This window comes from Paenibacillus guangzhouensis, assembly GCF_009363075.1.
Taxonomy (GTDB): Bacteria; Bacillota; Bacilli; order Paenibacillales; family Paenibacillaceae; genus Paenibacillus_K; species Paenibacillus_K guangzhouensis.
Map to the genome: position 1 here is coordinate 6,444,214 of NZ_CP045293.1, position 13,310 is coordinate 6,457,523.

General features: G+C 51.1%; 14 protein-coding genes. 12 read left to right on the plus strand and 2 right to left on the minus strand.

All coding sequences use genetic code 11. The features are described from left to right. Window positions 1-14 precede the first annotated feature (14 nt). Window positions 15-443: an exosporium protein C gene (locus tag GCU39_RS28885; protein ID WP_152396633.1), complete on the minus strand. Its 429-nt coding sequence runs from the start codon at window positions 441-443 to the stop codon at window positions 15-17. A 237-nt stretch (window positions 444-680) separates the two neighbouring features. Between GCU39_RS28885 and GCU39_RS28890 the strand changes: the two genes are divergently transcribed. The 9 genes from GCU39_RS28890 (at window position 681) to GCU39_RS28930 (ending at window position 8,412) form a co-directional block, all read left to right on the plus strand. Then, on the plus strand, window positions 681-1,157 hold the full coding sequence (locus tag GCU39_RS28890) for a GNAT family N-acetyltransferase (protein WP_152396634.1): 477 nt from the start codon (window positions 681-683) through the stop codon (window positions 1,155-1,157). A 57-nt stretch (window positions 1,158-1,214) separates the two neighbouring features. Further along, complete coding sequence (locus tag GCU39_RS28895; RefSeq protein WP_152396635.1) at window positions 1,215-1,502, plus strand: hypothetical protein; 288 nt, start codon at window positions 1,215-1,217, stop codon at window positions 1,500-1,502. A gap of 288 nt (window positions 1,503-1,790) precedes the next feature. Further along, the gene (locus GCU39_RS32345; protein WP_152396636.1) at window positions 1,791-2,990 is read left to right on the plus strand and encodes a DUF4855 domain-containing protein; all 1,200 of its coding nucleotides are present in this window, start codon (window positions 1,791-1,793) and stop codon (window positions 2,988-2,990) included. Beyond that, complete coding sequence (locus GCU39_RS32350; protein WP_152396637.1) at window positions 2,897-4,408, plus strand: DUF4855 domain-containing protein; 1,512 nt, start codon at window positions 2,897-2,899, stop codon at window positions 4,406-4,408. The genes GCU39_RS32345 and GCU39_RS32350 overlap by 94 nt, the downstream gene beginning before the upstream one ends. Window positions 4,409-4,614: 206 nt before the next feature. Then, on the plus strand, window positions 4,615-4,899 hold the full coding sequence (locus GCU39_RS28910) for a hypothetical protein (RefSeq protein WP_152396638.1): 285 nt from the start codon (window positions 4,615-4,617) through the stop codon (window positions 4,897-4,899). Window positions 4,900-4,901: 2 nt separating this feature from the next. After that, window positions 4,902-5,861: an FAD:protein FMN transferase gene (locus tag GCU39_RS28915; protein WP_152396639.1), complete on the plus strand. Its 960-nt coding sequence runs from the start codon at window positions 4,902-4,904 to the stop codon at window positions 5,859-5,861. Next, complete coding sequence (locus GCU39_RS28920) at window positions 5,861-6,436, plus strand: ferric reductase-like transmembrane domain-containing protein (RefSeq protein ID WP_152396640.1); 576 nt, start codon at window positions 5,861-5,863, stop codon at window positions 6,434-6,436. The genes GCU39_RS28915 and GCU39_RS28920 overlap by 1 nt, the downstream gene beginning before the upstream one ends. Continuing rightward, window positions 6,411-7,094, plus strand: coding sequence for a response regulator transcription factor (locus GCU39_RS28925; protein WP_152396641.1), 684 nt, complete (start codon window positions 6,411-6,413; stop codon window positions 7,092-7,094). The genes GCU39_RS28920 and GCU39_RS28925 overlap by 26 nt, the downstream gene beginning before the upstream one ends. Next, the gene (locus tag GCU39_RS28930) at window positions 7,084-8,412 is read left to right on the plus strand and encodes a sensor histidine kinase (RefSeq protein ID WP_152396642.1); all 1,329 of its coding nucleotides are present in this window, start codon (window positions 7,084-7,086) and stop codon (window positions 8,410-8,412) included. The genes GCU39_RS28925 and GCU39_RS28930 overlap by 11 nt, the downstream gene beginning before the upstream one ends. Window positions 8,413-8,499: 87 nt before the next feature. Here the strand turns inward: GCU39_RS28930 and GCU39_RS28935 are convergent, their stop codons facing one another. Continuing rightward, window positions 8,500-9,696, minus strand: a complete 1,197-nt coding sequence (locus GCU39_RS28935; protein ID WP_152396643.1) for an acyltransferase family protein — start codon at window positions 9,694-9,696, stop codon at window positions 8,500-8,502. 147 nt (window positions 9,697-9,843) lie between these two features. On the opposite strand from GCU39_RS28935, the gene GCU39_RS28940 reads away from it, so the two are divergent. The 3 genes from GCU39_RS28940 to GCU39_RS28950 all read left to right on the plus strand — a co-directional run bounded on the left by GCU39_RS28940 (window position 9,844) and on the right by GCU39_RS28950 (window position 13,307). After that, the gene (locus GCU39_RS28940) at window positions 9,844-10,767 is read left to right on the plus strand and encodes a helix-turn-helix domain-containing protein (RefSeq protein ID WP_152396644.1); all 924 of its coding nucleotides are present in this window, start codon (window positions 9,844-9,846) and stop codon (window positions 10,765-10,767) included. Window positions 10,768-10,949: 182 nt separating this feature from the next. Beyond that, on the plus strand, window positions 10,950-12,260 hold the full coding sequence (locus GCU39_RS28945) for an ABC transporter substrate-binding protein (RefSeq protein WP_152396645.1): 1,311 nt from the start codon (window positions 10,950-10,952) through the stop codon (window positions 12,258-12,260). A 114-nt stretch (window positions 12,261-12,374) separates the two neighbouring features. Further along, entirely contained in the window at window positions 12,375-13,307 is a 933-nt protein-coding gene (locus GCU39_RS28950) for a carbohydrate ABC transporter permease (protein WP_152397482.1), read from the plus strand. Window positions 13,308-13,310 lie beyond the last annotated feature (3 nt).

A 13,310-nucleotide genomic window follows, 5' to 3' on the forward strand; every position in this document is an offset into this window, starting at 1 on the left:
TTTCTGTTACGCCATTAGGTTCTCGTTTGAACGGCTAGCCCACTGAAAGAAATCGGGCCAACCACATCAGCTCTGGTATTTGCGGTTAGATTTTCTGCGGTTACGCTATAGACATGACGACCCGATCTTACATTTCGATCAATCGCCTGAAAGGTAACAGCATAGTTTTGTTCCGAACCAACGGATTCAATACCTTGTTGTGTATTAAAAATCTCTACGCCGTCACGGAAGACTCTAAAGAGAATTTGAGCAATACCGGTAACTCCCCGTACACCAATCGTTGCAACTAATTCAACCCGATTCGGCCTGGCATTGACAGCTGGGATTCTTAATTGAATGCTTGCTAGACGAGACTTCGCTGGTGAACGTCTGATCGTAAAGGACGTTGCTAAGTTGAATTTACGACGCGGCTGGACGGCAGCTTTATCGAGAATACGGACCAAAAAATCATCTCCTCACGTATGATAATCTCACAATATGTTGGTCAGAAGGAGAGTGATTGGGCGAATGATGATGAAACAATTCGAAGGGAATAGGGTTATGATCTGCTCAATCTGTGGTAGAATAACGAAGGATAATAACTCTTACACATTCAATTGGAGAAGTAGGGGTCGTATGAGAGCCCTACTTCTTTTATCATTTGAAGATGAAGTACTGGATATCACATAAGGAGAACAGTTATGCCAACGATTATTGCAAAGCCATTTGACCAAGAGATGCAGCGATGCCTCAGTGAGATTACATCTGCGTATCACGCAGGAGAATTGAGCTCGAAAGAGCTGTCGGAATTACCGGAAGAAATCTATATCATTGAAGCGGGTAATACGATGGCTGGCTACTGTGTCGTATGGGAATACGAGAACGGGAATCAGCTGATTCAGAAAGCCGAACAAGATTATTTTAGTCCCGATGAGCGTTATTTGGAGAAGGATTTCTATATCGATATCAAGTCGAAGAAGGATTTTATCTTTATTGAGGCCTTGGATGTGCTTAGAGAATATGAGAGCAATGGTTACGGCGCTGCCCTCGTCAATTGGCTCAAAGCCAAGTATCCGAACAAGCGAATGTATGTCTATTCCCTGGACAAATCACGGAATTTTTGGTTCAAGCAAAATTTCGAAGCACTGGGAAGCACGCCATGGATGACCTTTAATTAAGGTATCCTGCATCATCAAATTTAACTGAGGAGTGATCGTCTGAGAAAGCATAAACCGATGTCGTTTGACGAACTATTGAAAGAGTTGCAAGGACAAAAGTCCGAGGAGGAAGCGCTGAAGGAAGCATCGCTCGAAGCCTTGTTCAATGATGCATTCATGAACGAACATTCACGTTGCGAAAGCTTTGAGGCGTTCCTAGCGAAGGGTAACTTCCAAGTAAGCACGCGGGAAGATATCGATAACCTGCCTGAAGAGCTGTTTGATCGGCATGTTGCGAGGGAGACGGATTTCCCGAATTGGACATCCATGCTGGATACAGCGACTTCGACACATCAGGGTCATTAAGATAAGGTCAGCCAGATCATACTGGTTGGCCTTTTTTCGTTCGGCAACAAGCAATGGTTAATGATTAATCATCACTTAGATAGGCCTAACGCAGGGCATCTACCGCAGATGTCTTTTTTATTCGCTAAGTTTCATCATTAAATAACAGTATTCGACAGCAATCCTGAATATTTACTTAGTTCTTACAGCCGATGGTGAGAATTATGACTTGTATGGCAAAGTATAACCAATCACATCTTGTAACCGCATTCACAATCTAGTATTTCATCCAAATTGGGAGGGAAATGAATGAAACGAAACAGGAGACAAGGCGTTGCCGCCGCTGTTGCATTGTTGCTGGTGCTGCTATGGCTGCCGACAGCCGAAGCAGCTAAGGACAAGCCTGAAATGCGAAATCTCGCAGCGGGTATCGGCTATACGTGGTCGGAGCAGCCAGAGCCAAGCTATGGGGATACGGGCAATAAATTAACGGATGGGAAGTACGGAACAACGGTCTTCTCCGATCCGGCCTGGGCAGGTCATCTTCGTAAGTCTACCCGCAGCGTCATCTTCGACCTCGGGGAGAAGAAATCAATTGGTCGGATTCAGGCACATTTTCTTCAAGATTCATCGGTTGGGATCGCTTATCCAAATACGGTATCCATGTACGTCTCGAATGACGGCGCGCAGTGGGGGAATCTTGCGCACATCCCTAGCCGTGAAGTGCGATGGGCCGATGTCCCGGCGAGCACCCAGGATTATGTCTGGGACGGCAGCAAGGACGGCTTAGGCCAGCATCATCCGAATGCCACGATGGCGTATGCCCAATATGTCAAAGTAACGTTCACCACCGATGTGTTCGTGTTTGTGGATGAGATTGAGATCTGGGGGACGGATGGCAAAGGGAACAAAACCAAACAAGTAACCGCGGATCGTCTTGCGTATCAAGAGCCGGGGAGAGCGACAGGCGGCATGCGCGACCTCGTCTTGCTGAACAACGGGAACGGATCGGGAAGCTGGACGAAAGATGCCCTCATGCCGTATATCAGCTACGTGAACCAACAAGGCGAACCGCAGGATTGGCTGTTCGACGGGGTACTCTTCCAAAGCGTATTGTCGACGAGCGGGAAGGACTTCACGAAAGGGACAGCGACTTTAAGTGATTGGACGGCATATCTGGACAGGATATTCGCGGAGCAAGGGGATCTGCAGCAGTTGAACGAAGCTGTAATCGAAGCCGGGGTGAAGCTGGGGGACCGAGGCCATAAGGTGAAGGTCGTACTGATGATGCCGAATCCCGGCGATACGTTAACGGATTTTGGCGATGTGGATGGCGACGGCATGACGGAGAATTTCAATTCCGCCGTCATTGGTGCGGATGCGGCTTACGCGAATAAGCAAAAGGCGGTCACGTGGTGGATCCAGCAGATCAAGCAGCGGTGGAAAGAGGAGAAGTATGGGAAGCTGAAGCTGAACGGCATTTATTGGGGCAGCAAAGCATCAGCATGACCGACCCGAACGAACCGAATGTGATCCAAGACACGAGTAAGCAAGCACATAAGAAGGATCTGAACTTCTATTGGATCTCGAGCTTCCAAGGCCATCGGAACTTTGATTGGGAGGCGCTGGGCTTCGACGCTGCGTTGTTAGAGCCAAGTGCTTACAACGCAGCATCGGTGACACAGCGTATGGAGGATACGGTGGGGTTAGCTAAGCAATACCGTATGGGGATTGAACTGGAGTTCGATGATCAGATCAATACTGATACGGATAAGCGGGAGCGGTATATTCAGACGCTGAATGGCGGTATCGATTATGGCTATATGAGTAAGGCCGCCTTTAAGGTCTATGATCAAGGCAGCAACCGTGCGTTGCTGGGCAGCGCCAAGAGCTCAGACCCGATGGCGCGGCAGAATTACGATCTGATGTATCAGTTCGTGACTGGGACGTATGCGAAGCCAAGGCCTTGCACGAAGCAGCCGGAAGGTCCTGTGGCGCCCAATGCGGCGCAATACGTCGTGAAATGCGGTACCGAGATCACGATTGCCTCCAAGTACAATGACCGGAGCGATCTATGGATCGTATTCGATCGGTTCGGCGCGAATAAGCTTGAGGGACTCAAGGAATGGCGATTAGCCGAAAATACGGGGTCGAACGTAAATCCAGACCTGTCTCGTCCATCGACCATGCTGCAGGCGGATATATCCGACTGGATCGGGCCTTATGTGGTGCGGGCGAACGCGAACGGCAATGACAACCCGTGGGACTTCACGGGAGGCAATCACAACTACGATGGCGGCAGCAATAGCTCACATACGGGTACGACAGCATCGTTCCGCGTATGGGCTGACGGCGTGGAAGTCCAGGACGGCAGCGTGACGGCGAGCGTCTATACGAAGATCGAAGTAGTTAACTTGATCCAAGCCTATAACACGAAGGTGGCGGATGGCTCCGGAAGACCTGTGCTGCGGGAAACCGTCACGTATGAGGTTTCGAACGGACACGTGCAGGTGCATACCGAGATCGAAGCGCTGGAAGACATCACGTTCGATACGTATTACGGACTTCAGTCCGTGAATGGGGCATGGAATGATACGGTTCGCTATTTCGCGGGCGATCAGGAGGTCGCGTCCAGCCCGGCGGGCATGTATAGCGATTCGGGCACGAAGGCGGCGAACCCGAACGTGGATAGCTACTTGCTCAGCTCCGGCGATCAAGGCGGGTTCAAGCATATGCTGCGTGTACGGCTTGATCGGCAGTATGGACTCGGCGTGTTAGCGAATCTAGCAGATCACCTGCCGGTCATTTTCACGCAGGAATACGGCAAGACCTATTTCCTGCAGATCAAAGGGACGACACCGGAACTGAAGCAGGGCGAGAAATTCCAATGGCAAGGAAGTTATGACTTCTACGCCGAGAATCTATAATCATATCGCAAAGCGCACGGCTCAATATGAGACCGTGCGTTTTTTGCGATATGCTGCATAACCTCCGATGCCATTTTCTAGCACAACCCCTTCTCATATTAATTTCAGATTCTAGCGTTATACTCGGTTTCATTAAGAAGCCTAACCAGTGAGGTGAACCGCTGATTTGGCAGGAGAAAGGCAAGCTGGAAGGAAGGGGATGTCCTATGAATCGTAATGCCACCAAATGGATTATCGGCGTTTCAAGCGTAGCACTTTTTACGGGCCTACTCTATGTAGAAGGCGAGATGAACAAGAAAAATAATGAAGCAGGCATGGAGTTCAACTGCGATTCGAGCGGCTTCGGCAGCAGTCAAAGTGAAAGCTGGACCCCATGTACGGATCAGGTTCAGCAACAAGGTCAGCAGCAGGATCAGCAGGAATATACGATCATTCCAAAAACGGACTCACAGCCAAGAGAGCGTAGTTCATTTCGAACAAGGAGATCCTAGGGATGGAGACCCGATTTCGTGCCATGAATACGGAGATTGCCGTAACCATCAACGAATTGCACGGTCATGACGATTGGGCGGCGCAAGTTCAGCAGTCGTTCAGGGATATGGAAATGACGGCCTCGCGTTTCGTGGCGGACAGCGAATTGTCACGCTGGAATGCGGCGCCAGTCGGAATGCCGTATGCATTATCGAAGCGGCTCTATGAACTCACAGCCTATGCGTGGCAATGTGCAAGAAAGACCGATTTCCGGTTTCATCCCTGCGTCGGCTCCACGCTCGCGCAGTTCGGCTACGACCGATCCTTCGAGAAGCTGCAGCGTACGGATGAGGAGCTGTCAGCAGGGCAGCAGGCGACGCTGCTTGCTATGGGCAGTAGTGAAAGGCGCCATCTGCAACCTGAAATATTGGGATTTTCGGAGCATGATCTGACGATTACTAAACATATCTCTGCAGATATCGATCTGGGAGGGATCGGGAAGGGCTGGACGGTGGATCAGGTCTATCATATGCTTCGGGACGATTACGGTGTTCATTCCGGTGTCATCGACGCAGGCGGGGATATGCGCGTTTGGGGTGAAGGAACGCCTTGGCAGATCGGCGTTCAGCATCCGTCGGATGAAGACCGTGAGCTCGTTCAGTTATGGATGAAGCAGGGGGCGATCGCTACTTCCAATGTCCTGTATCGACGCTGGCAGCATCATGGGCAACTCTACCATCATATTATCGATGGGCGTACGCTGCAGCCGGCGAACTCGGATATCGTGCAAGCCACGGTGCTCGCGCCGACGACAGCGTTAGCGGAGGTGGTGTCGAAGGTGATCTGCATGCTTCCTTCTTCGGAAGTGAACGCTTGGGTCGCTTCGCATTTTGCAGGGGTCGGATATCTTTTCCTCACGAGAGAAGACGAAATCAAGCTGAATCGGGAAGTGAAACATTACGTGGAGGAGCTGAATTGGTAATGGAGACATATCTATCAACCTGGGGCGTCATTAAGGCGGCGGGCATATGCTCGTATTTGCTATTGTTCGTCTCGGTCTGTGCGGGAGCCTTCAGCTACGGCAAGCTGCTCCCCGCAAAGACGCGAGCAGCAATGCTGCCTATCCATCAATGGAGTGGATGGTTTGGTTTTCTATTCGGTTTGCTGCACGGCGTCGTGCTGCTGATCGATTCATATGCGCCGTTCTCACTGAAGGAGCTGGTGATTCCTTTCTACGCGGATCATCAGAGAATGGCAATCGGCTTCGGAATCGTTGCATTCTATATGTATTTGGCCGTGCTCGTCACGTCGGATTGGATGAAATGGTTCGGGCGAAAGGTGTGGAGGGCGGTGCACTATCTTCCTTTTCCCGCCTATGTCTTTTCCTTGCTTCACGGGTTCCTAGCCGGATCGGATACGACGCATAAGGAGATGAAGATCATGTATGCCGCGACAGGCATCGTGTTCATTCTCGTCTTCGTCGTAAGAATCGGATGGAGCAAGAAGAATACGGTAAAGGAGCATAACGCACATGCATATACTGCTGGCAGAGGATGATGTTCGGCTGGGTCCGCTTATCGTGCATATGCTGAAGAAGGAAGGACACGCTGTAGACTGGGTCAAGGACGGCGTAGAAGCGCTGGATTATATAGAAACCACGAGCTATGACATGGTCATTCTCGATTGGATGATGCCCCGTATGGATGGAATAACGCTGTGCGGGCACCTGCGCATGAATAACTATGCGGGCGGCATTATTATGCTGACGGCCAAGGATACGCTGAACGATCGGATCGATGGTCTGGATGCAGGCGCCGACGATTATATCGTCAAGCCGTTCGAATTCTTCGAATTGTTCGCTCGCATACGCTCCTTGTCCAGACGCATCGCGCAGGGGATTCAAGACGATTGGATCGAGATCGGAGCGAACCGGCTGCAACTGCAGGAGCGGTCATTGTACGTTGGCGAGGCGATCGTTCCCTTAACCATACGGGAATTCCAACTGATCGAACTGTTCATGCGAAATTATGGCAAAGTTCTGCCAAGACAGCTCCTGATCGACCGGATATGGGGCTGCGATACTGAAGTGAACAGTAATACGCTTGACGCGCTTGTCAAGCAGCTGAGGAAGAAGCTGGAAGGCGTGACCGCAGACATGCAGATCCACAACGTGCGAGGCACGGGGTATAAGCTGGAGGTTGCCGATGTTTGCTAGGACGAGCAGCAGACTGACGTTGTTCTTCGCTGTCATGATGATCGTGTTCCTCTTGTGCATCAATGCAGCAAGCTATTTGCTGTTGTCTTCCTTGATCTATAAGGACCAGCAGTTGAAGCTGAAGTCAGTCGTTGAAGTGGAATTTAAGGAGCATGGACGCGAGCTGCTCGATGGACGTAACCGGCCGGGACGTGGCGAGATTGCTGGCGATAATAGAATGAAGCCAGATCCGTACCGAGATGTGGCAGTTCCGCTCCGCCCATTCTATATGGTGCTCGACAGCAATGGACGCTTAATTCGAAGCAATGAAATCGATCCCGCGCTGGCACAAGAGATTTGCGATAAATTCGAGCAGAGCGTTCCGCTGAATGAAGAAATCGTGCATCAGGTTCTAACGACGGGGGAGCACAAGATGCATCTCTTTTTATCCGGCAGAGCAGTCTTTCAGGGGAACGAGCCTGCGGGCAGCATTGTGGCCGGGATCGACGTGTCCGAACAGCATCGGCTGCTTGAGCAGGTGATATGGACGCAGGTTATCATATCGATCCTATTCTTGCTCGTATCTATCGGCTTTGGATACATGATGTCGCGCCGGGCGATGAAACCGATCATGCAATCGTTCGCGAAGCAGCAGCAATTCACCGCAGACGCATCGCATGAATTGCGCACGCCACTCAGTGTGCTTCATTCCTCCATCGAAGTGCTGGAGAGTGAGGGAGAGATGCTGCCGCCGTTCTCCAAGCAGGTGCTGCAGGACATGAAGGAAGAGGTCAAGCGCATGACCGGGTTGGTATCAGACCTGTTAACGCTCGCACGTGCGGATGCGCCCGCCATGAAGCTGTCGTTCATCGATTTTGCACTGGATGAGGAGTTCGATCGGTTACATCGGAACTTCGCACCTATTGCGATTCAGCGGCATATCCAAATGGTTGTGCATGCCGATACCCACGCGATCGTACATGCCGATCAGGAGCGGTTTCGGCAACTGCTGGTCATTCTGCTGGATAATGCGATGCAGTATACAGCTGAAGGTGGGAACGTGGAGGTTCAGGTCGACGTAAGAGGGAGCTTGTTAACGGTACAGATTCGGGATACGGGGATCGGGATTCCGGAAGATAAGCTGCTTGAGGTCTTTGAACGGTTCAATCGATTGGACGAATCGCGTAACCGGACGCATGGGCATGCAGGACTCGGGCTTTCTATTGCGAAATGGATCGCTGAAGCGCATCGGGGCACGATCAAGGTCGACAGTAAATTAGGCGAAGGAAGCAATTTTATCGTTACGCTACCAATTGTCGTTCCGAAATTGAAGGGTTAATCGGAGAGCTGAAATAAGAAAGCAAGGAACGAAGCGTTCCTTGCTTTTTTTTGTGGCAGGATGCCGCCTTAATGCGCTAAGGTCAAGCTATTCTTCTGCACCTTTACGCAGCCGCTGCTTGTTGCGGTCCGCCATCGGCTGGAGCAATCGCTTGCTCCATCGTGCGAGAACAGCAAGCGTGACCGCATCCACCCAGCGGTAGTAGAAATGTGCACACATGAAGATGACGGGCGTTGTGATCAGGACGGTTAGGACGACGCTTACCCCATAAGGAAGTATGTCATGCAGGTGAAGGAAGAGGTAGCTGCCGAAGGAGCAGAGCAGGGTGAAATGAACGAGGTAGAGCGAGAATGATATTTTGCCAAGATATGCGAATGGCTTGCTGCTGAACCATGCTTGCATCCGGGATGAATTCAGCAGGGCGAGTAAGACCATGAAAGCACCTATCACATGATAGAACTGGAAGTAGGCGAAGGAAGCTCCCGTCTGCCAGACGAGCAGGGCATAGACCGTGCCATCCACGGCGAGATATGGGAAAGAGCCAAGATAGAGCCCGGCGATGAGGAGGAGGACGTTCACCCAAGGGCGGCGAATGGTATCCAGCCAGTTCCGTTCGCGGTCGCTATACCTCAGGTCGCTGAGCAGCATGCCGAGCACGAATCCTAAGTAATAGGAATCAATGAACACCCAACATAGCGCTAGATAGATTAGAAAACGAAGCTTGAATTTACCTACGAGCAGCAGGAAGCCGAAGATGAGGAAAGAGCCGAACAGCTCATAGGTCATGGTCCACAGCACGGGATTATACGTCATGCCATACGTGAAGAAGGTGTGGTAGAAAGCTTCTTGGATCATGACGCTGAAGCTCGCGCTCGCGGTAAATGGATCCGGCATGGAAGACAGCGTCATCCCTTGAATATCATCATAGTACCCGAACCCGAAGCAAATGACGAGGTAAGCGATGACGACGGACAACACGGCAGGCACAGCGAGGCGCAAATATCTTCGCAGTGCAGAGGAGTAGACGGGAAGCGGATCTTTCGTCCGAAAATACCGATAACTGAGCACGTACCCGCTGAGGACAAAGAACAGGCAGACCGAGAAATTGCCGTTGAACAATAGATTGATCGGTGTTCTCGCAGCGAAGCTCTCGAAGGCAAAGTGCGCAATGTCCGCCTTCCCTTCAAAGACTGACGGAGCAAATACTTGAAAAAAGTGAGATACAACGACGATACAAGCCGCCAATCCTCGTAAACCGTCTAAATAAGTGATTTTGGACGTCATAGCACGCGGAACTCCTTTCGTAGGAAAGATAGGTTCTGCATATACATGAAATAGACCGTACCTATTTCGGGCGTTGTATAGGATAATTATGGGATAAGGTCGAATTGAATGACTTTCAATTTCACGCTAAGGGGGTTCATCGTTCGTATGAGACCGTTAGATATCGAGGAGTTAACGCGTTCAGGGGTTATTTATTTTACTTCGAAGCTAGAAATGCTAGAGGAATTGCACTGCAAAATGTATAAATTGGACAGAGTTCACAACCTGTGGACCCATTTCCATGATTATTTTCAGATTTGGTACGTCTCCAAAGGCGGATTCATTCATACCGTGGACAATCGACCCTATACGATTACAAAAGGCGACTTATTCGTCGTCGCCCCTTATACCTTACATAGCATCCAAGTCGAGAGCGATCGAGAGATAGAGATCATCGGCTGCGAATTCATGCCGGGGTTCGTGAATGAACAATTGGATCAACGGACGGCGAATCAGGTGGTTTTCGACGCCAGCTATTTGGAGCACTTCTGGCATAACGATCCCACTGCGCAATCGCAAATTGCGCTGGATGGTGTAACGGAAGGGAAGATTCGCAATCTGATGCTAGAAATGCTCAGTGAATACGAGAAACGAACGCCATTTTTTCAAATGGTGCTGAAATCGAATCTATTGGCCCTGCTGGCGATCATCGTTCGGCAGGTGAATCGCGACGTCGTCCGGGCGGGGTTCGAGAAGTCCGAGAAATATCGTGACATCATGACCCGCGTCGTAGACTATATGCATCACAACGTGCATGAAGATATTAAATTGGAGCAGGTATGCACCCTGGCGAATATGTCGAAATCGACCTTTTGCAGCTTGTTCAAGGAGTGGACAGGCAAGACCTTCAACCGCTATCTGATCGATTTGCGCATCCTGAATGCGATGACGCTGCTTCAGCGTCCAGCCTTATCTGTTACGGATGTCTGCTATGCGACGGGGTTTAATGAGCTCTCTTATTTCTGTCGAATTTTCAAAAAGTATACGGGGATTTCACCCAACCATTTCCGCAAGCAGGCGATCCAAAAATAGCGAATCGTACGATAATCCTATTTTCTAGGACGATAGTGAAATGATCTTAAGCGCTTACATGATAACATGTGAATCATTGATAGCCGCTAGCGGATAAGGGGCAGATGGTTGCTATCACGAAGGGTGAGAGGAGTATCTTCCGGTTTTGCACGAAATTAGCAAGAATCAAAGGAGGAACGGGCATGCAAAAAAAACCATGGCTGTGGGGTCTAGTTCTTGTTCTTATGATTTCGGTTGCATCAGGCTGTTCGGGGAATGGAACTCAGAAGGGGAGCGATCAGACAGAGGGTTCGCAGGGAGGCGATGGGGCGAAGGGTGCAGTAGAGCTCAGCTTCTGGTACGGCTGGACGGGGCCGGAAGCGGCGGCGCTCGAGAAGATCATCGCGAAATGGAATGCGGCGAATCCGGACATCAAGGTGAAGGGACTTTCGCAGAGCGATTATCAGAAGCAGCTCACCGCGATTACGGGAGGCAATCCGCCGGATATCGCCTCGAACTTCGGGCAGGATGTCGTGCCTTGGGGTGAACGCGGGGCGATGATGCCGCTCGACGATTACATCAAGAAGGACGGCGTTGATCTCAGCGATTATATTGCGGCTGCGCTGAGCTCGTCGCAGGCGAACGGTAAGACGTACGCGCTGCCGATCGCGATGCATACGACGATGTTGTTCTACAACAAGGACCTGCTGAAGGAAGCGGGACTGGACGGTCCGCCGCAGACGATCAGTCAGCTGAAGGAATATATCACGAAGCTCAGCGTCAAGGAGAACGGAGGACGACTGCAGCGGCTAGGGCTATGGCCGGGGGTGGATGCATTCACGTTCACGAATGCGTTCGGCGGTTCTTACTATGATGCGAATGCGAAGCAGGTGACGCCGGACAATGCAGGTGTCAAGTCGGCGATTAATCTCGCGAAGGGCATCTGGGATCAATTCGGATCGGAGGAGCTGGATCGCTTCGCATCGGGACTCGGACAATATATGTCCGCCCAGAATCCGTTCTTCACCGGCCGCTATGCGATGACGATCGATGGGGAGTGGCTGCCGACCTTCATCAAGCAGTTCGCGCCGAATTTGAATTACGGCATCGCGCCAATTCCGTATGACGATGCTAACCCGAATCTGAAAAATCCCGGGAACGTCACGACGAGCGTATTCTACATTCCGAAGGGCGTGAAGAATCCGGATGCTTCGTGGAATTTCCTGAAGTGGCTGATGGAGCCGGCGCAGATGGGAGAGTTCACCGCCGCACTTGGGAATCTGCCGACAAGAACATCACTCATTAGCGACCCGATCTACAAGGATGTGCCTGGATTCCAAGAGTTCCTCACTTATTCGCAGAGCCCGAATCTGCATTCGTTCCCGGCGACATCCTTCGCGAACGAATATATGACAGAGTTCTCAGATCAATATAACGCCATCTTACGGGGCAAGATCGGCATCGACGAAGGGCTGAAGAAGGTGAAGGATAAGATCCAACCGCTTGTCAAATAAGAGCAAATGAGTCAAGGCGGATCCGACTCGGCAGGGCGTGCCGTAAGGGCTTGTAGCGCCGGGTTGGATCCGACCTTATGAAAGGAGTATAGGGTGATGAGTGACTCCGCATCCATGAAGCCGCTCGCTGAACGTACGGGCTACACGAGACGGCAATGGCATTATTTCTGGCTGGGACTCCTCTTTGCATCCCCATGGATTATCGGATTCCTGGTCTTTACGGTGTATCCCTTCTTCAGCTCTTTGTACTTCAGCTTGACAGCTTACGATTTATTCAATCCGCCGCAGTGGGTGGGGCTGGATAACTACAAGCAGATCATGAGCGACGAACGATTTTATAAATCGATCAACAACACGTTGTTCATGGCCTTCATCTCGGTACCAATCTCACTAGCCAGCTCCTTGGTTATCGCGCTCATGTTGAATTTCAAGGTTAAGGGCATTAACTTTTATCGCACGATTTTCTATTTGCCGGCTGTCATTCCTGTCGTGGCGAGCGCACTACTGTGGACGTGGATGCTGAATCCAGACTTTGGCCTCATCAATATGTTCCTTCGTGCGGTCGGACTTCCGGATCCAGCTTGGCTCATGGATCCGCGTTATACGAAGCCATCGCTCATTCTGATGGGGTTATGGGGCTCCGGCGCAGGCGCCTTGATCTTCCTCGCAGCGCTGCAGGGTGTGCCTCAGCAGTATTACGAGGCCGCGCAAGTTGATGGGGCGAACGGGTGGCACCGCTTCTGGCGAATTACGATCCCGGCGCTATCGCCGATCATACTCTTCCAGCTCATCATGGGGCTGATCGGTGCTTTTCAGATATTCACGGAGTCCTATATCTTGGCTGGAGGCAAGTCGGTAAGCGGCTCTATCGGCGGGCCGGATCAATCGCTGTTGTTCTATGCGGTCAACCTCTACCAAGAAGCGTTCATGAACCTGAAGATGGGCTACGCTTCGGCACTGGCTTGGATTTTGTTCATCATCGTGATGGCTATTACCCTCGTGCTGCTGAAGACGTCCAGACGCTGGGTCTATTATGGAGGTGAATAGTGG

What these genes read in the sequence shown, in the direction of transcription:
- GCU39_RS28940 (WP_152396644.1), top strand. Translation starts at nt 9,844, where the DNA reads ATGAGACCGTTAGATATCGAGGAGTTAACGCGTTCAGGGGTTATTTAT.
- GCU39_RS28920 (WP_152396640.1), top strand. Translation starts at nt 5,861, where the DNA reads ATGGAGACATATCTATCAACCTGGGGCGTCATTAAGGCGGCGGGCATA.
- GCU39_RS32345 (WP_152396636.1), top strand. Translation starts at nt 1,791, where the DNA reads ATGAAACGAAACAGGAGACAAGGCGTTGCCGCCGCTGTTGCATTGTTG.
- GCU39_RS28915 (WP_152396639.1), top strand. Translation starts at nt 4,902, where the DNA reads ATGGAGACCCGATTTCGTGCCATGAATACGGAGATTGCCGTAACCATC.
- GCU39_RS28935 (WP_152396643.1), bottom strand. Translation starts at nt 9,696, where the DNA reads ATGACGTCCAAAATCACTTATTTAGACGGTTTACGAGGATTGGCGGCT.
- GCU39_RS28895 (WP_152396635.1), top strand. Translation starts at nt 1,215, where the DNA reads ATGTCGTTTGACGAACTATTGAAAGAGTTGCAAGGACAAAAGTCCGAG.
- GCU39_RS28950 (WP_152397482.1), top strand. Translation starts at nt 12,375, where the DNA reads ATGAAGCCGCTCGCTGAACGTACGGGCTACACGAGACGGCAATGGCAT.
- GCU39_RS28930 (WP_152396642.1), top strand. Translation starts at nt 7,084, where the DNA reads ATGTTTGCTAGGACGAGCAGCAGACTGACGTTGTTCTTCGCTGTCATG.
- GCU39_RS28945 (WP_152396645.1), top strand. Translation starts at nt 10,950, where the DNA reads ATGCAAAAAAAACCATGGCTGTGGGGTCTAGTTCTTGTTCTTATGATT.
- GCU39_RS28910 (WP_152396638.1), top strand. Translation starts at nt 4,615, where the DNA reads ATGAATCGTAATGCCACCAAATGGATTATCGGCGTTTCAAGCGTAGCA.
- GCU39_RS28925 (WP_152396641.1), top strand. Translation starts at nt 6,411, where the DNA reads ATGCATATACTGCTGGCAGAGGATGATGTTCGGCTGGGTCCGCTTATC.
- GCU39_RS28890 (WP_152396634.1), top strand. Translation starts at nt 681, where the DNA reads ATGCCAACGATTATTGCAAAGCCATTTGACCAAGAGATGCAGCGATGC.